The sequence below is a fragment of the Sphaerisporangium sp. NPDC051011 genome, assembly GCF_040653595.1.
Lineage (GTDB): Bacteria > Actinomycetota > Actinomycetes > Streptosporangiales > Streptosporangiaceae > Sphaerisporangium.
In genome coordinates, this window is the sequence record NZ_JBFAGG010000001.1 from 807199 (window position 1) to 824964 (window position 17766).

The following is a 17766-nucleotide window of genomic DNA, read 5'->3' on the forward strand; positions in this document are numbered from 1 at the left end:
CGTACGCGTGCGCGGGGCCGTCGCCGTTCCGAGGGCCCTGGACGCGTCCTGGATGGGCCGCCAAGTCAGTCACAAGCCATGAACAAGCCGACTGTCCCACGATGGCCGGCGTGAACGGATACATCAGGAAAAGTCTCACGCTGGTCGCCGCCGCCGCGTCGATCGCGCTGAGCACCGTCGCGGTCGCCGGGCCCGTCCTGGCCGACGGCGAGAACGACGTCCCCGCGGGCACCCGGCTCGCCGCCAGGGCGCACCCCGCGGTCCAGCTGACGAGCCTCACCTACAGCGGCCAGGTGGTCGTCCCCACGCCCGAGATCAAGCAGGCGGCGTTGCAGGCCCTCGCCCGTCAGGCCGCCTCCGCCGCGCTCTCCGGCAAGATCGCCCAGGACGAGCGCAGCATCGCCAAGTACATCTTCCAGAAGATGGCCGCCGACCCCAACGCCTACCTGCGGGCGGTCGGGCCGAACCGGTCGGTGGACGCCGAGGTCGGCGGGATGTGCACCGGCTGGTGGGTCACCCCCGACGGCTACATGGTGACCGGCGCGCACTGCGTCGAGACCGGCGACGAGGAACTCGGCGCCCTGTTCGCCCAGCAGGCGCTGCGCAAGTTCAACAAGGAGGACGCCGCGGTGGTCCTCCAGCAACTGGGCGACTACCAGACCGACGAGGAGATCGTGAAGCTGGCGACGCAGCTCTTCGTCACCTTCAACAGCACCCACCTGAAGATCCAGGGGCTGGAGAAAAGCCTCGCGGTGCTGCAGAGCCTGCCGGGCGGCGGCGTGGACAAGACGGCCAAGCCCGTCCCCGCCGAACTCGTGTCGGTCGGCGAGAGCTACCCGGGCAAGGACTTCGCCCTGCTCAAGGTCAACGGCCAGCAGAACCTGCCCACGGTGCCCCTCGGCGACGACGGCGACGTGCAGACCGGCGACACGCTCTACATCAGCGGTTTCCCCGGGCTGGTGACCAACACCGCGTTCTTCAGCCTGGAGTCCAAGCTCGACCCCGCGCTGACCGAGGGCCCGTACAACGCCAAGCGCACCGCGCAGACCGGCGTGCCGTACATCCAGACGCAGGCCCCGGCCTACCACGGCAACTCCGGCGGGCCGGTCTTCAGCCGCCAGGGCAAGGTGGTCGGCATGCTGATCGCCGGGTCGGTCACCGACGGCGGCGAGAACACCGAGAGCCAGACGTTCGTGCTGCCCGTCAGCGTCATCAAGGAGAAGCTGAACGAGAAGAACGTCAAGCCGGCCCGGGCGCTGACCTCCACGCGGTACGACGAGGCGCTGGACGACTACTTCAAGCACTACTACTCGCAGGCGCTGCCGAAGTTCCGCGAGGTGCAGGCGCTGTTCCCCAACCACCCGTACGTCGCCAAGTACATCAGCGACACCCAGCAGGCCATCTCGTCCGGCAAGGACGAGACCCCGTCCTCGACGCTGCCGTGGGTGCTGGCCGGGGGCGGCGCGGTCGTGGGGCTCGGCGTGGTCATGGTGCTGGTCATCGCGCTGGGCCGCAGGCGGCGCCGATCGGCGTCCGCGCCGGCGTTCCCGGGGCCGCAGGGGTACGGACCCGCGCCGCAGTGGCAGCCGGCCGCCCGTCCGTACGGCCTGCCGCCGGGGGCGCATCCGGGCGCGAGGCCGGTGGCCGGTCCGGGGCCCCGGCCCTACGCGCCGCAGGCGCCGGTCCCGGCCGGACGTCCCGACGGGTACGGCGGGGACGACCGGCACGTCGCCGACCTGGAACGCGAGATCGCCGAGCTGCGCCGGCGCCTGGGCAACCGGCCCGAGGGCCCGTGACGGCGGGCTCAGCCGAGCGCCTGGTCGCGGGCGATCAGGTCGGGGATGTCCGGGGCGTACTCGTCGAGCTGCCGCCGGGCCGTCGCCGGCTCGCCGGTCAGCGCGGCCGTGCGGACGCGGTCCAGGCGGAACACCCGCACGTCCTCCCGCAGGCGGCACCACGCGACGAGGTACCAGAACCCGCCGCGCCCGCCGAGGAAGACGCCCGGCTCGACGTCGCGTTCGGTGAGCGCGCCGGAGCGGTCCTCGTAGGTGATGTGGAGCACGCGGCGGTGCCGGAGCGCCTCGTCGATCACACGGGCGACACCCGGCCGCGCCTCGGCGTCGCGGGGGTCCGAAACGTGACCGGGAGGGTCCGGAGGGTGGCCCGGGGGGTCGGGTGCGTGGCTGTGCGGGGCGGAAGCGTGGCCGCGGGGGTCTGAAGTGTGCTCGTCGCCGGGGGACGGCGTGGCGGCGACGAGCTTGCGTAACGCGCTGCGGGCGGCGGCGGCGAACGGCCGGTCGCTCGCCCGGCTGAGCGCCACCGCGACGGCGATCGCCTCGTCGGCGGTGAGGTCGAGCGGAGGGGGCGACGCGGCCTTGCCGAGGGCGAAACCGCCGCGCCTGCCCGGCTGGGCATGGATGGGCACCCCCGCCCGCTGGAGGACCGCGACGTCGCGCTCGATGGTGCGGGAGCTCACCCGGAGGCGCTCGCCCAGCTCGCGTGCGGACCGGGACCGGGGGGAGATCGCGCGCAGCTCTTCGACGAGCGCGTAGAGCCGATCGGTTCGGTTCACATCCCGAACGTACGCCCGCCCACCGACATTCGAGCGGCCCGCGAACCCGCGCCCCGTCCAGCTCGCGAACCCGCGCCCCGTCCGGCCATCGGACGCACGCCCCGTCCGGCTCGCGAACCGGCGTCCATCCGGCCCGCGAAGCGCGGTCTACCCGGCGGTCCAGGCCAGGAGATCGGACAGGGGCCAGGTGTCGACCACGCGGTCCGCCTCGACGCCGCACCGCACGGCGCGCTCGCACCCGTAGTGCTGCCATTCGAGCTGGCCGGGGGCGTGCGCGTCGGAGTCGATGGAGAACAGGCACCCCATCTCGTACGCGGGCCGCAGCAGGCGCTTGGGCGGGTCGAGCCGGTCGGGGCGGGAGTTGATCTCGACGGCCACGCCGAACCGGCGGCACGCCTCGAAGACGATCTCGGGGTCGAAGTCGGACTCGGGTCTGAGGCCGCCGCGCCTGCCGCCGCCGCGCACGATGCGCCCGGTGCAGTGGCCGAGGACGTCGACGCGCGGGTCGGCGATGGCCGTGACCATGCGGCGGGTCATGTCGTCGCGGTTCATGCGGAGCTGGGAGTGGACGCTGGCGACGACCACGTCCAGCCGCTCCAGCAGCTCGGGCTCCTGGTCGAGCGAGCCGTCGGGCAGGATGTCCACCTCGATGCCGGTGAGGACGCGGAACGGCGCGAGCTCGTCGTTCAGCGCGGCGATGACGTCGAGCTGCTCGCGCAGCCGGTCGGGCGACAGGCCGCCCGCGACGGTGAGGCGCGGCGAGTGGTCGGTCATGGCGAGGTACTCGTGGCCGAGGTCGCGGGCGGCCAGGGCCATCTCCCTGATCGGCGACCCGCCGTCGGACCAGTCGGAGTGGCTGTGCAGATCACCCTTGAGCGCGGAGCGCAGGGCGGCTGTGGCCTCGTCCAGGTCGAGGCCCGCGGTGTCCTCGAGGCGGCGCAGGTAGGTGGGGGTCTTGCCGTCCAGCGCCTCGGTGACGACCAGGGAGGTGACCTTGCCGATGCCCTTGAGCTCGGAGAGGCCGCCCGAGCGGGCCAGCCGTTCGAGCTCGCCGTGGGGCAGGTCGGCGATGGTGGAGGCCGCGCCGCGGAAGGCGCGCACGCGGTAGGTGGGCTCTCCGGCGCGCTCCAGCAGGAAGGCGATGCGTTTCAGGGCTTCGACCGGTTCCACAGGGCGAATCTACTCCGGCCGCGCGGCCCCTCCTCGCCGTCCGTCTCGCGCGAGCGCCGGAACTTATGTTCTGCTTATACGAATTTCTCCGGATAGGAACCTCATTTACGGGAAGCCCGTTGAACGGTCCAAACGGTACGCTGATCTGACTTTTCGAGAGATGGACATCGATGGCGAACCCTGAGCCAGGCCCCCCGCGACCTTCGCACTACTTGGCACCAGCGGGACCCTCGGCGGGGAAGCCGGCGGGCGAGGCCAAGAAGAAGCTGTCGAGCAGCGCCATCGCCCTCGGCACGATGGGCGTACTGTCCACGCTGTTCGTCGGTTTCTGCGCGGCCCAGGACGCCTACGCCCCGCGCGTGGCCGCGGACTGCGTGGACCTCCACGGCAGGCAGCCGGACGGCTCCTATCTGAGCGTCAACGATCGCTACTGCGATGACGACGGCGGCGGCTCGGGCTCCGGCGGGTACCACGGATCCCACGGCGCCTACGGCTGGTACTACGGCGGAACCCGGCTGGCCGGCCGGGTTCGCGGCGGCACGACCATACGGCCGTCCAACGCCCACATCAGCACCCGCGGCGGGAACGTCATCCAGCGCGGCGGTTTCGGCGGCCGCATGTTCGGCGGGGGCTGAGCGGCGATCACGACCTCATCGGGAAGGCGATCCGAATCATGACCAATCCCGCACGGCGATTATCGTCGCACGTGGTGACAGTGGGGACTCTGACGATCCTCTCCAGCCTGGTGATGACCTCCTGCGCCCCCTCCCCCGGCCCATCCAACGCCTACTACGGCGTGAACGGCCAGAACTCCGGCGGGAACAACTGGCAGCCGGACATAGATGACGACTACGTGGAGGAGCCGGACGCGGTGACCGCCGACTGCGTGAGCCGCGCCAGTGAGGACGACGGCTCCTACAAGGTCGTCAGCGCGTCCCACTGCCCGCCCAGGGCCGGAGGCGGCGGGCACGGGCGCTCCGCCTACTTCTGGTACTACGGAGGCCGCCGTCGCAGCGGCCGGGTCTCGCGGGGGACGACCGTCATGCCCAAGGACACCGAGATCGTCACGAGAAGCGGGCGGTCCATCACGCGCGGCGGCCTGGGCGGCCGCGACCACGGAGGGAGCTGAGGTGCGGCGCGAGACGTCCGCGCGGCGGGACGGCTGGGAAGAGATCATCGAGTCGCAGGGGCTCGCCTACCATCGCACCGCGCACCCCGAGCACCTCACCCGCCCGTACTGGGACGAAGGCGTGCACTACAGCTTCACCATGGACGAGGTGCTCGACCTGGAGAGCCAGGTCGAGGAGCTGCACGGCATGTGCCTGGAGGCGGTCGAGCACGTCATCACGCGCGGGCGCTACCACGACTTCGCGATCCCCGGATGGGCCGCGCCCGAGGTGGAGGCCTCGTGGCGGCGCCGCGACCCGCACGTGTACGGACGCTTCGACCTGCGCTACGACGGCACCGGGCCGGCCAAGCTGCTCGAGTACAACGCCGACACCCCGACGAGCCTCGTCGAGACCGCGCTCATCCAGTGGTTCTGGCTCAAGGACACGCACCCGGGCGACGACCAGTGGAACTCCGTCCACGAGCGCCTGATCGAGCGGTGGAAGGGACTGCCGCTGCAGAGCGGCCCCGCGCACTTCGCCTGGACCAACATGGACGAGACCGGCGAAGAGGTGATGACGCTCGGCTACCTGCAGGAGACCGCCGAACAGGCGGGCCTCACGACGGTGGCCGTCGCCATGGAGGACATCGGCTGGGACGCCGCCGGCCTGCGCTTCGTCGACATGGAAGGGCGGGTCATCCGGACGCTGTGCAAGCTGTACCCGTGGGAGTGGGCGGTCGCCGACCCGTTCGGGCCGCAGGCGGTGCGCGGTCAGGTCTCGATGACCTGGATCGAGCCGCTGTGGAAGATGCTGCTGTCCAACAAGGCGCTGCTCGCCGTGCTGTGGGAGATGTACCCGGGCCACCCGAACCTGCTGCCCGCCTACCTCGACGGGCCGCGCGGCCTCACGTCCCACATCGAGAAGCCGCTCCTCGGCCGGGAGGGGGCGAGCATGCGCGTCGTCACGCCCGAAGGCGTCGAGAAGACGGACGGCGAGTACGGCGCCGAGGGCTACGTCTACCAGGAGTTCCAGGCGCTGCCCGACTTCGACGGCTGGCGGCCGGTGCTCGGCGCGTGGGTCGTCGGGGACGAGGCGGCCGGGCTCGGCATCCGGGAGACCTCCGGCCTGATCACCGATGACTCCTCCTCGTTCGTCCCCCACCGCATCGCCCTCTGACCTTCCGGCTCGACCCCCTCCCCCGGCCCGCCACGGCCGGCGCCCCCCGACCTCGTACAGGAGAGACCTATGACCATCGCGCTCGCCGGCCCCCTCGCGGAGGCGCTCGGGCACGGGGCCCTCGCCATCCTCGCCTACGCCGTCCTCGGCGTCCTGCTGCTCATCACGGGCTTCTACGTCATCGACATGGTGACCCCGGGCCGGCTCAGCAAGGTGATCAAGGATGACCGCAACCCGAACGCCGCGCTGCTCGCCGCGTCCGGGCTCGGGGCCCTCGGGCTCATCGTCGCGGCGTCGATCTGGTCCTCGGGCGGCGCACTTCGAGAAGGGCTGCTCGCGACCCTGGTGTTCGGCCTCGTCGGGATCGCCGTCCAGACGCTCGGCATGATCTTCTTCGACCGGGTCGTCGGCATCTCGGTGCGCGAACTTGTGCGCGAGCCGTCGCTGCAGCCCGGGGCGATCCTGCTCGCGGTGACGCACTTCGCCATCGGGCTCATCACGGCGGTCGCGGTGATATAGCGCACAGACGCACCCGCATGGGGCTACCGCACTCGCGCTCACCTGGCACTCTAGGGATGTGAACGACCGGGTACGCGAGGACACCGCACGACGGCTCGAACGCGCGATGGGCAGTCTCGGCACGGCGGCCATGGCCCGGATGGACGATCGTCTGCCCTGGTACCGCGCCCTGTCGGCCGAGGACCGCTCCTGGGTCGGGCTCGTGGCCCAGGCGGGCATCGCCGCCTTCGTCGAGTGGTTCCAGCACGCCGACGAGGGCAGGACCACCCCCAGCATCGAGATCTTCGGCACCGCGCCGCGCGAGCTGAAACGCTCGGTGTCGCTCCAGCAGACCGTCGACCTCGTGCGCGTCGTCGTGGAGGTCGTGGAGGCCGAGGTCACCGACCTCGCCGCGCCCGGCGGCGAGGAGCTGCTGCGCAACGCGATGCTGCGCTACACCCGCGACGTCGCGTTCGCCGCGGCGCAGGTCTACGCGCGCGAGGCCGAGGTGCGCGGCGCGTGGGACGCCCGGCTGGAGGCCCTCATCGTGGACGCGCTGGTCCGCGGCGAGGTGGACGACGGGCTGCACTCCTGGGCGGCCGCGCTCGGCTGGACGTCCTCGCCGGTCGTCGTGCTCGCCGGGTACGCGCCCGACGCCGACCCGCAGTCCGTCATCGACGGCATGCGCGACAAGGGGCGGCGCCTCGGGCAGGACCTGCTGGCGGGCGTGCAGGGCGACCGGCTGATCGTCATCGTCGGCGGCGCCGACAGCATCAAGGACGCCGCGCGGCACGTCGTCCCCCGGTTCGGGGCGGGCCCCATCGTGATCGGCCCGGAGGTCCCCGACCTGCACACGGCGGCGCGCTCGGCCCGCGCGGCCACGGCGGGCCTGCGCGCGGCGGCCGGCTGGCCCGACGCGCCGCGCCCGGTGCTCGCCGAGGACCTGCTGGCCGAGCGGGCGATCGACGGCGACGAGGACGCGCGGGCCCAGCTGATCGAGAACGTGTACAAGCCCCTGGAGGGCACCCCTCTGCTCGACACACTGGCGACCTACCTGGAGCAGGGGACATCTTTGGAAGCCACGGCCCGTCTGTTGTTCGTCCACCCGAACACCGTGCGTTACCGTTTGAAAAAGATCACGGAACTGACGGGCTACCAGCCGACCGAAGGACGGTCCGCCTTCACCCTCCAGGTCGGGTTGATCCTCGGCCGGTTGTCGCGAACCGTTGTGACTTGACCAGGTTGTGTAACCGGCCGGAAACCTCGGGTGGAGGTTTCCTACAAAGGCCCCCCGACAAAGTTCGTACGGATCATTAGCAGTGTGGTGAACTCCTACAGGGCATGGTGGATTTTGTGCTCGTCATCGTCGCTCCCGGCCAAGGTGCCCAGTCTCCCGGATTCCTCTCGGCGTGGCTCGAGATCCCCGGTGTGAAAGATCGTCTGTCGGCGTGGTCCGAGGTCGCGCAGCTCGATCTGGTCTCCTACGGCACCACGGCTGACGCCGACGAGATCCGCGACACCTCCGTCGCCCAGCCACTCTTGGTAGCCGCCGGCCTCGTCGCCGCGGAAGCCCTGCTGGGCCCCGACGTCCCGGCAGGCGTCGTCGCGGGGCACAGCGTGGGCGAGTTCACCGCCGCCGCCCTCGCCGGGGTCCTCACCCCGGAACAGGCCCTGGCCCTCGTCCGCGAGCGTGGCCAGGCCATGGCCAAGGCCGCGTCGGTCACCCGCACGGGCATGACGGCCCTGCTCGGCGGCGACGAGGCCGAGGTCCTCGCCGCGATCGAGCGCCACGGCCTGACACCCGCCAACATCAACGGCGCGGGCCAGATCGTCGCCGCGGGCACGATCGAGCAGCTCGACGCCCTGGCCGCCGACCCTCCGGCGCGCGCCCGGCCCCTGTCGGTCGCCGGCGCCTTCCACACCCATCACATGGCTCCGGCCGTCGAGCACCTCCGCGCCGAGGCCGCCGCGATCACCCCGGGCGACCCGCGCGTGACCCTGCTGTCCAACTCCGACGGCGCGGCCGTGACGAGCGGCGCCGAGTTCGTCGGCAGGCTCGTGGACCAGGTCGGCCGCCCGGTCCGCTGGGACCGCTGCATGGCCACCATGCAGGACCTCGGCGTGACGGCCATGATCGAGCTGCTCCCGGGCGGCACCCTCACCGGCCTTGCCAAGCGGGCGCTTCGCGGCATCGAGACCGTTGCCCTCAAGACCCCGGACGACCTTGAGGCCGCCCGCGCTCTGATCAGCAAGGAGACCGCTCAGTGAGGATCATGCGGGGCGCCCCGGGCGCCAAGGTGCTGGCGTTCGGCGGCTACCAGCCGCCCGGGGTCGTCACCAACGACGATCTCGCCAAGACGATCGATACCAGCGACGCCTGGATCCAGAGCCGCGTGGGCATCAAGGAGCGCCGCATCGCCGGTCCGGAGGAGTCCGAGATCGACATCGCCATCCAGGCGGGCGGGAAGGCGCTGGCGGCCAGCGGGCTGTCGGCCGGCGACATCGACCTGGTCGTCGTCGCCACCTGCACGCTGGAGGCGCAGATCCCCAACGCCGCCGCGCGCGTCGCGCACCGGCTCGGCATCCAGGCCCCCGGCGCGTTCGACGTGAACGCCGCCTGCGCCGGTTTCTGCTACGCCCTGTCGGCCGCGGCCGACGCCGTCCGCGCCGGGTCGGCGACGCACGTGCTGGTCATCGGCACCGAGAAGCTGTCGCAGTGGGTCGACTGGACCGACCGGGCCACCTGCGTGATCTTCGCCGACGGCGCGGGCGCCGCCGTGGTCGGCCCGTCGGAGACGCCGGGCATCGGCCCGGTGGTCTGGGGCAGCGCGGGCGACAAGTCCGACGTGATCGCCATCAGGAACCGCGAGTCCTTCCTGTCTCAGGAGGGCCAGACGGTCTTCCGCTGGGCGACCACCGCGCTGCACCCGGTCGCCAAGGAGGCCCTGGACCGCGCGGGCGTCGCCCCCTCCGAGCTGGCCGCCTTCGTCCCCCACCAGGCCAACCTGCGCATCATCGAGGCCATCGCCCGCAAGCTCGGCGCCGACCAGGCCCTGATCGCCAAGGACATCGTGCTGGCCGGCAACACCTCCGCGGCGTCCATCCCGCTCGCACTGAGCCGCATGACCGAGCGCGGCGAGCTCCGCTCCGGCGACCTCGCCCTGCTGCTCGGCTTCGGCGCCGGCCTGACCTACGCCGGCCAAGTGGTCGAGATCCCCTGAACCTGTACGGAGGCCCGCACGGCTCACCGTACACACCCAATGAAATCCCGAAAATTCAAGGAGAAATCGCGACATGGCAGCCACCGAGCAGGAGATCCTCGCGGGCCTCGGCAAGATCATCAACGAGATCACCGGCATCCCGGAGTCGGAGGTCACCCTGGAGAAGAGCTTCGTCGACGACCTCGACATCGACTCGCTGTCCATGGTCGAGATCGCCGTCGCCGCCCAGGACGAGTTCGGCGTCGAGATCCCCGACGACCAGCTCAAGCACCTGAAGAACGTCAAGGATGTCGTCAACTTCATCCAGAACTGACCGGCTCAGGCGTCCAGCCGCTGGACGTCTGACCACCCCCCACGCCTCGCGTGGGCCATGCTTCGCGACAATCACAGGGAGCGCATCGTGAGCACAGACCGGGTACGCGTCGTTGTCACCGGGCTCGGCGTGACAACGCCCCTCGGTGGAGACGTCGACTCGACCTGGTCGGCGCTCCTCGCCGGGAAGTCGGGTATCCGCCCCCTCACCGAGGAGTGGGTGGACTCCGTTCCGGTGAAGTTCGCCGCCAGGGTCGCCGTCGAGCCCACCGAGGTACTACCGAGGCCCGAATCCCGGCGCCTCGACCGCGCCGAGCAGTTCGCCCTGATCGCCGCGCGCCAGGCGTGGCAGGACGCCGGCACGCCGAAGGTCGCGCCCGACCGCCTCGGCGTGGTCGTCGGTAGCGGCATCGGCGGCATCACCACCATCCTGGACGCCTACGACCTGTTCAAGGAGAAGGGCTGGCAGCGGCTGTCGCCCTTCACCGTCCCCATGCTGATGCCGAACGGCTCGGCCGGCTGGATCGGCATCGAGATCGGCGCGACGGCCGGCGTCCACGCCACCGTCAGCGCCTGTGCCACCGGCGCCGAGTCCATCGGCTACGCCATGGAGATGATCAGGTCCGGGCGGGCGGACGTCGTGGTGGCCGGCGGCACCGAGGCCGCCATCCACCCGCTGAACGTCGCCTCGTTCGCGGCGATGCGGGCGATGTCCACGCGCAACGACGACCCGCAGCGGGCCTCCCGCCCCTGGGACCGGGACCGCGACGGGTTCGTGCTCGGGGAGGGCGCGGGCATCATCGTCCTGGAGTCCGAGGAGCACGCCCTGGCCCGCGGCGCCCGCATCTACGCGCGGGCCGCCGGCGTCGGCTACTCCGCCGACGCCCACCACATCGCCCAGCCGGAGCCGACCGGCGCGGGCATCAGAAGCGCGGCCCGGCGGGTCCTGGAGGACTCCGGGCTGACGGGCCAGGACATCCGGCACGTCAACGCGCACGCCACCTCGACACCCGCGGGGGACGTCGTGGAGACGGTGGCGATCCAGGAGATCATCGGCGACCACCCGATCGTCACGGCCACGAAGTCGATGACCGGCCACCTTCTCGGCGGCGCCGGCGGCATCGAGTCCGTCTTCACGATCAAGGCCCTGTACGACCGGATCGTCCCACCCACGGTGAACCTGGACAACCTCGACGACGGCGTTGAGGTGGACATCGTCCGCGGTGAGCCGCGCAAGCTCCCAGACGGCCAGATCGCCGCGATCAACAACTCGTTCGGCTTCGGCGGCCACAACGTCGCCGTCGCCTTCGCAAGCGTCTGATTTGGAGCGACAGTGACTGTGCTCGACAACGGGGTTGTGAGCGAAACCTCCGAGGAGGCCGCCCCAGACCCCCGAGATCCGCTGATACGTCTGTCGGCCCTGTTCGACGAGGGCTCGATCCACCTGATCACCCCCGAAGACCGCAGCGGCGCCCTCGCCGCCATGGGACGCATCGAGGGTGTGCCGGTGGTGGGCTTCGCCAGCGACGCCCGCTTCCAGGGCGGCGCGATGGGCAGCGAGGGCTGCGAGCACATCGTGCACGCCTACGACGTCGCGGTCCGCGAGCGCGTGCCGATCGTCGGCCTCTGGCACTCCGGAGGCGCCCGCCTCGCCGAGGGCGTCGAGTCCCTGCACGCCGTCGGGCGGGTCTTCGCGGCGATGACCCGGGCCTCGGGCGTCGTGCCGCAGATCTCGGTGGTCCTCGGCCCGGCCGCCGGCGGCGCCGCGTACGGGCCGGCGCTGACCGACCTCGTGATCCTCTCCGACCAGGGCCGCATCTTCGTCACCGGCCCCGACGTCGTCCGCAGCGTCACCGGCGAGAAGATCGACATGGCGGGGCTCGGCGGCCCCGAGCCGCACAGCAAGCGCAGCGGCGTCGTCCACATCGTCACCAAGACAGACACCGAGGCGGTCGCGCAGGCCCGCCGGCTGTCCGTGCTGCTCGGCCACCAGGGGCGCCTCCGTCTCGACTCGGTCGAGGACATCGACTTCTCCGGACTGCTGCCCGAGGAGGTCCGCCGGGCGTACTCCGTGCACCCGCTGGTCAACGGCCTGCTGGACGAGCCCGGGGTCGAGCTGCACCCCAAGTGGGCGCCCAACATCGTCACCACGCTCGGCCGTCTCGGCGGCCGCACGGTCGGCATCATCGCCAACAACCCCATGCGGCTCGCCGGCTGCCTCGACTCGACGTCCGCCGAGAAGGCCGCCCGGTTCGTCCGCATGTGCGACTCCTTCGGGGTGCCACTGGTCGTCCTGGTGGACGTCCCCGGCTACCTTCCCGGCGTCGGGCAGGAACACGACGGCGTGGTCCGCCGCGGCGCCAAACTGCTGCACGCCTTCGCCGAGGCGTCGGTGCCGCGCGTGACGCTGGTGACCCGCAAGTCGTACGGCGGCGCGTACATCGCGATGAACTCCCGCGCGCTCGGCGCCACCAGGGTCTTCGCCTGGCCGACCGCCGAGATCGCCGTCATGGGGTCCCTGGCCGCCGTCCGGGTGCTCAAGCGCCGCGAGATCGCCGCCGCGCCCGAGGAGGAGCGCTCCGCCCTGGAGGCGCGCCTCGCCGAGGAGCACGAGAAGGTCGCCGGGGGGCTCGACCGGGCGATCCAGCTCGGCGTGGTGGACGAGGTCATCAAGCCCGAGGAGACCCGCACCGCCATCGCCAAGGTACTCGCCCAGGCAACCCCGGCCCGCGGCGCCCACGGCAACATCCCGCTGTAACCAGCGCTCCCGACGCCCCGCTCCCAGCCCACTGGGACGCGGGGCGTTTTCGTCGTTTCACTCTCACAGTCCGCCGTCTCGCACCGGGAGCCAACGGCGTTTCTGCGCGTCTGCCTTCTGGATTGACAGCCGATCGCATTTGTCCGTACAGTGTCCGTACACCCATCGCAGATGGTAGCGCAATGCTCCCACGACCATGCGTAGCGCCGAGCAAGCGGCCGCTACGGACACCAGGTCATGGTCCGGCTTCGGCGCAAGGCCGGAGTCTGCGCAGGAGGGACACCACGGCAATGACAGGGCATCTCACCAGCAGCACTGCGGAAGAGAATCCGGACGCGAAGACTCACAAGATCTCGAGGAAGACGGCTAAGAAGGCCACACCGGCAGTTCAGCCCAAGCACATGAATCCAGCGAAATCTCGGCTGGAGGTACGGATCACCCCGCAGGACAAGGACCTGATCGAGCAGGCCGCATTCGTCTCACGGGAGACCACTACGACGTTCGTTCTTCAAGCCGCCCGATCTGCAGCTCAAGAGGTCCTACGCCGGGAGCAGGTAACCGTCGTCCCGCCGGATTTCTACGACGACATCCTCGCGTCGCTTGATGCTGAGCCGATGCGTAACACGGCGCTGACTGAGGCGGCACGGAAGAACAGCGACATCATGAATCGGTAGGTAATCGTGTACGTCGCGCAGCCGCTCAGCCAGGACCACAACCTGGGAGACTTCGATTGCGGAAAGGAAGATCTCAGCGACTGGCTGAAGAAGTACGCCTCACACGCCGAAGCGATGAGGACCGCTCGGACCTTTGTCTGGACGCGGCAAGACGAGGCACACGTACTGGCCTACTACTCCATCGCTGGGCATGCGATCGAAAAGGCACAGGTACCACCTAAGATCGGGCGGGGCGGTCCCGAACAGATACCCGCGGTGATCCTGGCGCGACTGGCGCTCGACCGGCAATTGCAGGGGCAAGGCTTGGGCAGCAGGCTGCTCATCGATGCTCTGAACCGCATGGTGCGAGCCTCAAAGGAGGTGGCGTTCCGGTTGGTCGTCGTGGATGCCATCGATGAAGAGGCTGCGCTGTTCTACGAGAAGTACGGATTCCGGCGAATACCGGGTGACATGAGGTTGGTCCGGAAGCTCAGCGACATCGAGCGCGACTTGTCCGATCTGTAGCCGGCCGGCTGTTCAACCTACTGACAAGGAGCCGTCCGCCCTTGGCCGACGGGAATGAGCGGCTCCGTTACGTCCTGGGCGCCCCTCCTCACCAGACACCCCTTCGTCATGTCGTCTGACGAGCGAAGTGCCGGCATCACGCGGCCGAGCGTGAGACCACCGGAAAACTCCTCGAGCACACAGTCCGAGCGACAGCGAGGCCCAATTCCTGGCGACTTCAGGGGCCTACGGCTTCGAAGTCGGCGTGGCCGTTGTGGGGCGCGCGGGCGTACTCGTGGATCAGTTGACATCCTCCCCCTCTTGAAAGAGGGGGATTTCAACCCTTGTGGGTTGAGGTTCACGGGCACTCGACCGCTTGCGCGGTGTCACCCCTCCGGCACGGGCGCGATGCCCGGGACTCGCGTCCTGTCCTGCCGCGACGTTGATTGCTGCGTTGATGTCGGCGTTGCAGGTGAACCCGCAGGATACGCAGCAGAACTCGGCTTGGCTCTTGCGCGAGTTCTTCTCGATCCATCCGCAGGCGCTGCACCGCAGACTCGTATACGGGGCGGGGACGTCTTCGACCCTGCCGGGCGCCTTGTGCCCGGTGCGCTGCCGCAGCAGCCCCCAACCCTGGGCGAGGATCACCCGGTTCAGCCCGGCTTTGGCGGCGACGTTGCGGCCGGGCCGCTCGGCCGTTCCCCTGGCCGAGCGGGTCATGTTCGTGATGTTCAGTCTCTCGAACCGGATCACCTCAAAGCCGCGGGCGAGCATGGTGCTGGTCTTCTCGCACCAGTCTTTGCGCCGGTCGGCCTCCGCCGCCTTCAGCCGGGCCACCTTGGCATACTCGGACCTCTTGCGGTCGCTGCCCTTAGGGGAGCGTGCCGCGCGCCGCTGATGCTTGCGGATCTTCGCGTGTTCCTTCACGGTGAGCTGCGGGCAGTTCAGGGTGCGGCCGTCCGACAGCGCGGCCGTGATGGTGACGCCCCGGTCCACACCCACGCTCCGGCCGTTGCCGGGCGCGTCGATGGGCTCGGGCCGGATGGCGAACGCCAGGTGCCACTGACCGTTGCGGAAGGTCACCCGGAACGTCTTGGCGTCCGGCAGGGCGGGGCGGGTGAGACGGAACCGTACCCACCCGCAGCCGGGTACCTTCACCCGTGCCCACCGCCGGTTGAGCTTGTGCACGACCACGTTGCGGGACATGACCTGCTTGCCTTTGGCGTTCAGCACGGGCGTGCCGTCAGGGTCGAACACGGGCACCCGGTCGGCGCCGATGACCCGGAACCCCTCATGCCGGTGCTTTTTCCGCCACGTCGGATGCCCGAACCCGGAGGCGTGGAACCGGGCTTTGGCCTCTGCGAAGTCCTTGAGCGCCTGCTGCTGGATGTTGGCGTTCCCGGCGCGCAGCCACTCACTGGCCGCGCGGGCCTGGGTGAGTTGGCGGCACTGCTCGGCGAACCCCGGCGCGGGTTTCCTGCCGGGTTTCCAGTGAGCGTGCTGCTCGACGGCGAGGTTCCACACGTACCGGGCGTGCGCGCAGTGCAGCAGCATCTGCTGCTCCTGCTGCGGCGTGGGGTACATCCGGAACCTCGACACGGGACCACTGTAGTCCGAGAATGGTCCTATGGGTCATGTGAATCTGAGACTTCCCGACGATTTGCACGAGCAGGCCAGGGCCGCAGCCGCAGCCGACGACCGCTCCCTGAACTCCTGGCTGGTCGCTGTCATACGACGCGCCGTCGCCCCGGGCCAGACGCCGGATCGCCGTGACGGCGATCCGGCTTCCACTGACCCACTTCGCGGGGGCGCGCATTCCTCCAGGCCTGAATGAAGGCCAGGGCGCCCTGCGGTTTCTTGGTGGAGCATCACCAGGCGTAGGGACACGTACTCACCCCAGCGGGCGTTGTAGGCCGTCACGTCCATTGACTCGGCCTCGCGCTCGACGCGGCGCGCGTGCCGACCTCGGCCTGCCAAGCGTCGAACGCCTTGCGGCCCGGAACGGTCCAAGCGGGACGTGCCTGACGCGCGTCAGCGACGTGGGGGCCCGTGACGCCGGGGCGAGGGTCAGACGGCGGCGTGGAGCCAGCGGACCGGGGCACCGTCGCCCGCGTAGCGGAAGGGTTCGAGTTCCTCGTCCCACTGCTTGCCCAGCAGTTTGTCGAGCTCGTCCTCCAGCGCGGCGCGGCCCTGGGCCGACATGAGCATGACGTTGCGCAGCCGATCCTCGGGGATCATGATGTCGCCCGAGACGCCGACGACGGCCGTGAAGGCGCCGAGCGTGGGCGTGTAGGCGTTCCGGGAGCCGTCCACCCCCGGCGAGGCGTCCTCGGTGATCTCGAAGCGGATGCGCTGCCAGCCCATGAGGGACGACGTGATCGCCGCGGCCGTGCCGGGACGGCCCTCCCACTCGGCCTGGGTGCGCACCGTGCCGGGCTGGGCCGGCTGAGGGGTCCACGATAGGTCGACGGGTATGCCAAGGACACCCGCGACCGCCCATTCGATATGCGGGCACAGCGCGGGCTGAGCCGAGTGGACGTACAGCACGCCACGAGCAGACACCGGACCTCCCGTTTCGTACGAGGTGCGCCTTCCCCAACGTCCTCATACTGGGATGATCACAAGTGACTGAGGGAGAGACTACCGTCCGTCGTGGCGGGGCACCAGAGCCGGGTCATACCTAATCACGCTTGCCAACTCTCCGCATAGGGAAAGATACACTCGGTGATTACCTGTCCCTTCGAGGAGTCACCGATGAACGTGCAGGCAGTGGAGCACACGCCGGGGCGAACTGCCCTGATTCGTCCGGGCATGCTCCTCAGCCGTTCCCCGGTCGCCGCCACCCGGTGGACGCAGGCCGTCGAGAACATCGAGGGCCTCTACCTGCTCCGGCTCGCGCCCGGGGCGGACCCGTGCGAGATCGCCGCCACGCTCGCCGCCCAGGGGCACGAGGTCTCCCCCAACCACGTGGTGACCGGCCAGCCCCTGTTCTTCGGCGGCCCCACCGGCGCGCCTCGCCCGGCGCCCGCCCCCGCGTACGACACGGCGGCGCCGTCCCGGGTGACGGTCGGCCTGCTCGACACCGGCCTGGTCCGGCACCCGTGGTTCGAGGGGCAGCCGTGGTTCACCGGCCGGCCGGAGGAAGTGCTCGACGCCGACGGCGACGGGCGTCTCGACCAGCAGGCGGGGCACGGCACGTTCATCGCGGGCCTGCTGCTGCGCCAGGCTCCCGGGGTGCGACTGCGGGTGGCCCGGGTGCTGGACAGCGAGGGCGTCGGCGACGAGGCGGGCGTGCTGCGCGCGCTCGGCCGCCTGCGCGACGTCCGCCTCGATGTCCTGCTGCTGTCGTTCGGATGCTTCACCTACGACGACCGGCCGTCGCCTCTGTTGGAGCGCGCGCTGGCCGGGTTTCCCGACACCGTGATCGTCGCCTGCGCGGGGAACACGGCGTCCTCGCGGCCGTTCTGGCCCGCCGCGCTGCCCCGCGTGATCGCCGTCGGAGCCCTCAATTCCACGGAAACCGGGCGCGCCCGGTTCTCGGCGTTCGGGCCGTGGGTGGACGCGTGCGCCCGTGGTGAGGACTTGACCAGCAGTTTTGTGGACTTTCACCCGTTCAGGAACTACGCGAGCTGGAACGGCACGTCCTTCGCGGCCGCCCTCGTCGCCGGGGCGATCGCCGCCGCCGCGCGGCGCATGTCCCCCGCGGAGGCCGCCGACCACGTGCTCGACGCGCGGCAGGGCACGCGTTTTCCCGATCTCGGGGTCTTCGTGCCCACGGTTCGCTAAGGTTCTC

The 17766-nt window shown here is 70.5% G+C and carries 19 protein-coding genes; 15 read left to right on the plus strand and 4 right to left on the minus strand.

The features are described from left to right. Positions 1–110: 110 nt before the first annotated feature. Positions 111–1796 (plus strand): trypsin-like peptidase domain-containing protein, encoded by a 1686-nt coding sequence (locus AB0H21_RS03540; RefSeq protein ID WP_358511009.1) that lies wholly within the window; start codon positions 111–113, stop codon positions 1794–1796. 8 nt (positions 1797–1804) lie between these two features. Here the strand turns inward: AB0H21_RS03540 and AB0H21_RS03545 are convergent, their stop codons facing one another. Further along, positions 1805–2572, minus strand: a complete 768-nt coding sequence (locus AB0H21_RS03545) for a WYL domain-containing protein (RefSeq protein ID WP_358511012.1) — start codon at positions 2570–2572, stop codon at positions 1805–1807. A 147-nt stretch (positions 2573–2719) separates the two neighbouring features. Next, entirely contained in the window at positions 2720–3742 is a 1023-nt protein-coding gene (locus AB0H21_RS03550) for a PHP domain-containing protein (protein ID WP_358511015.1), read from the minus strand. Between the two features lie 212 nt (positions 3743–3954). Between AB0H21_RS03550 and AB0H21_RS03555 the strand changes: the two genes are divergently transcribed. The 12 genes from AB0H21_RS03555 (at position 3955) to AB0H21_RS03610 (ending at position 13994) form a co-directional block, all read left to right on the plus strand. Further along, a complete protein-coding gene (locus AB0H21_RS03555) occupies positions 3955–4377 on the plus strand; it encodes a hypothetical protein (RefSeq protein ID WP_358511018.1) in 423 nt (140 codons plus the stop codon). A gap of 74 nt (positions 4378–4451) precedes the next feature. Next, a complete protein-coding gene (locus AB0H21_RS03560; RefSeq protein ID WP_358511021.1) occupies positions 4452–4871 on the plus strand; it encodes a hypothetical protein in 420 nt (139 codons plus the stop codon). A gap of 1 nt (position 4872) precedes the next feature. Then, positions 4873–6027 carry a glutathionylspermidine synthase family protein gene (locus AB0H21_RS03565; RefSeq protein ID WP_358511023.1) on the plus strand — a complete coding sequence of 385 codons (1155 nt, stop codon included), beginning with the start codon at positions 4873–4875 and terminating at the stop codon, positions 6025–6027. Between the two features lie 69 nt (positions 6028–6096). After that, positions 6097–6546, plus strand: a complete 450-nt coding sequence (locus AB0H21_RS03570; protein WP_358511026.1) for a DUF350 domain-containing protein — start codon at positions 6097–6099, stop codon at positions 6544–6546. A 106-nt stretch (positions 6547–6652) separates the two neighbouring features. Further along, complete coding sequence (locus AB0H21_RS03575) at positions 6653–7762, plus strand: helix-turn-helix domain-containing protein (protein WP_358511377.1); 1110 nt, start codon at positions 6653–6655, stop codon at positions 7760–7762. Between the two features lie 116 nt (positions 7763–7878). Continuing rightward, positions 7879–8793: an ACP S-malonyltransferase gene (locus tag AB0H21_RS03580; protein WP_358511380.1), complete on the plus strand. Its 915-nt coding sequence runs from the start codon at positions 7879–7881 to the stop codon at positions 8791–8793. Positions 8794–8798: 5 nt separating this feature from the next. Then, positions 8799–9746, plus strand: coding sequence for a beta-ketoacyl-ACP synthase III (locus AB0H21_RS03585; protein WP_358511383.1), 948 nt, complete (start codon positions 8799–8801; stop codon positions 9744–9746). Between the two features lie 73 nt (positions 9747–9819). Beyond that, positions 9820–10059 (plus strand): acyl carrier protein, encoded by a 240-nt coding sequence (locus tag AB0H21_RS03590; protein ID WP_184616608.1) that lies wholly within the window; start codon positions 9820–9822, stop codon positions 10057–10059. A 57-nt stretch (positions 10060–10116) separates the two neighbouring features. Continuing rightward, the gene (gene fabF / locus AB0H21_RS03595) at positions 10117–11379 is read left to right on the plus strand and encodes a beta-ketoacyl-ACP synthase II (RefSeq protein WP_358511030.1); all 1263 of its coding nucleotides are present in this window, start codon (positions 10117–10119) and stop codon (positions 11377–11379) included. Positions 11380–11415: 36 nt separating this feature from the next. Beyond that, positions 11416–12816, plus strand: a complete 1401-nt coding sequence (locus AB0H21_RS03600; protein ID WP_358511033.1) for a carboxyl transferase domain-containing protein — start codon at positions 11416–11418, stop codon at positions 12814–12816. Between the two features lie 290 nt (positions 12817–13106). Further along, a complete protein-coding gene (locus tag AB0H21_RS03605) occupies positions 13107–13490 on the plus strand; it encodes a DUF1778 domain-containing protein (RefSeq protein WP_358511036.1) in 384 nt (127 codons plus the stop codon). A gap of 6 nt (positions 13491–13496) precedes the next feature. Then, complete coding sequence (locus AB0H21_RS03610) at positions 13497–13994, plus strand: GNAT family N-acetyltransferase (RefSeq protein WP_358511039.1); 498 nt, start codon at positions 13497–13499, stop codon at positions 13992–13994. A 279-nt stretch (positions 13995–14273) separates the two neighbouring features. On the opposite strand, the gene AB0H21_RS03615 is transcribed toward AB0H21_RS03610, so the two are convergent. Beyond that, entirely contained in the window at positions 14274–15572 is a 1299-nt protein-coding gene (locus AB0H21_RS03615; protein WP_358511042.1) for a transposase, read from the minus strand. A 28-nt stretch (positions 15573–15600) separates the two neighbouring features. On the opposite strand from AB0H21_RS03615, the gene AB0H21_RS03620 reads away from it, so the two are divergent. Beyond that, positions 15601–15807: a toxin-antitoxin system HicB family antitoxin gene (locus AB0H21_RS03620; protein WP_358511045.1), complete on the plus strand. Its 207-nt coding sequence runs from the start codon at positions 15601–15603 to the stop codon at positions 15805–15807. A 233-nt stretch (positions 15808–16040) separates the two neighbouring features. On the opposite strand, the gene AB0H21_RS03625 is transcribed toward AB0H21_RS03620, so the two are convergent. Next, complete coding sequence (locus tag AB0H21_RS03625) at positions 16041–16535, minus strand: DUF3145 domain-containing protein (RefSeq protein WP_358511048.1); 495 nt, start codon at positions 16533–16535, stop codon at positions 16041–16043. Between the two features lie 192 nt (positions 16536–16727). Here AB0H21_RS03625 and AB0H21_RS03630 point away from each other — a divergent pair, with 192 nt between their 5' ends. After that, positions 16728–17759 carry a S8/S53 family peptidase gene (locus AB0H21_RS03630; protein WP_358511051.1) on the plus strand — a complete coding sequence of 344 codons (1032 nt, stop codon included), beginning with the start codon at positions 16728–16730 and terminating at the stop codon, positions 17757–17759. Positions 17760–17766: the final 7 nt, after the last annotated feature.

Excerpts from the sequence above, each read along its gene's own strand:
- AB0H21_RS03570 (WP_358511026.1), top strand. The coding sequence starts at position 6,097 with ATGACCATCGCGCTCGCCGGCCCCCTCGCGGAGGCGCTCGGGCACGGG.
- AB0H21_RS03585 (WP_358511383.1), top strand. The coding sequence starts at position 8,799 with ATGCGGGGCGCCCCGGGCGCCAAGGTGCTGGCGTTCGGCGGCTACCAG.
- fabF (WP_358511030.1), top strand. The coding sequence starts at position 10,117 with ATGCTTCGCGACAATCACAGGGAGCGCATCGTGAGCACAGACCGGGTA.
- AB0H21_RS03575 (WP_358511377.1), top strand. The coding sequence starts at position 6,653 with ATGGGCAGTCTCGGCACGGCGGCCATGGCCCGGATGGACGATCGTCTG.
- AB0H21_RS03605 (WP_358511036.1), top strand. The coding sequence starts at position 13,107 with ATGACAGGGCATCTCACCAGCAGCACTGCGGAAGAGAATCCGGACGCG.
- AB0H21_RS03590 (WP_184616608.1), top strand. The coding sequence starts at position 9,820 with ATGGCAGCCACCGAGCAGGAGATCCTCGCGGGCCTCGGCAAGATCATC.
- AB0H21_RS03620 (WP_358511045.1), top strand. The coding sequence starts at position 15,601 with ATGGGTCATGTGAATCTGAGACTTCCCGACGATTTGCACGAGCAGGCC.
- AB0H21_RS03630 (WP_358511051.1), top strand. The coding sequence starts at position 16,728 with ATGAACGTGCAGGCAGTGGAGCACACGCCGGGGCGAACTGCCCTGATT.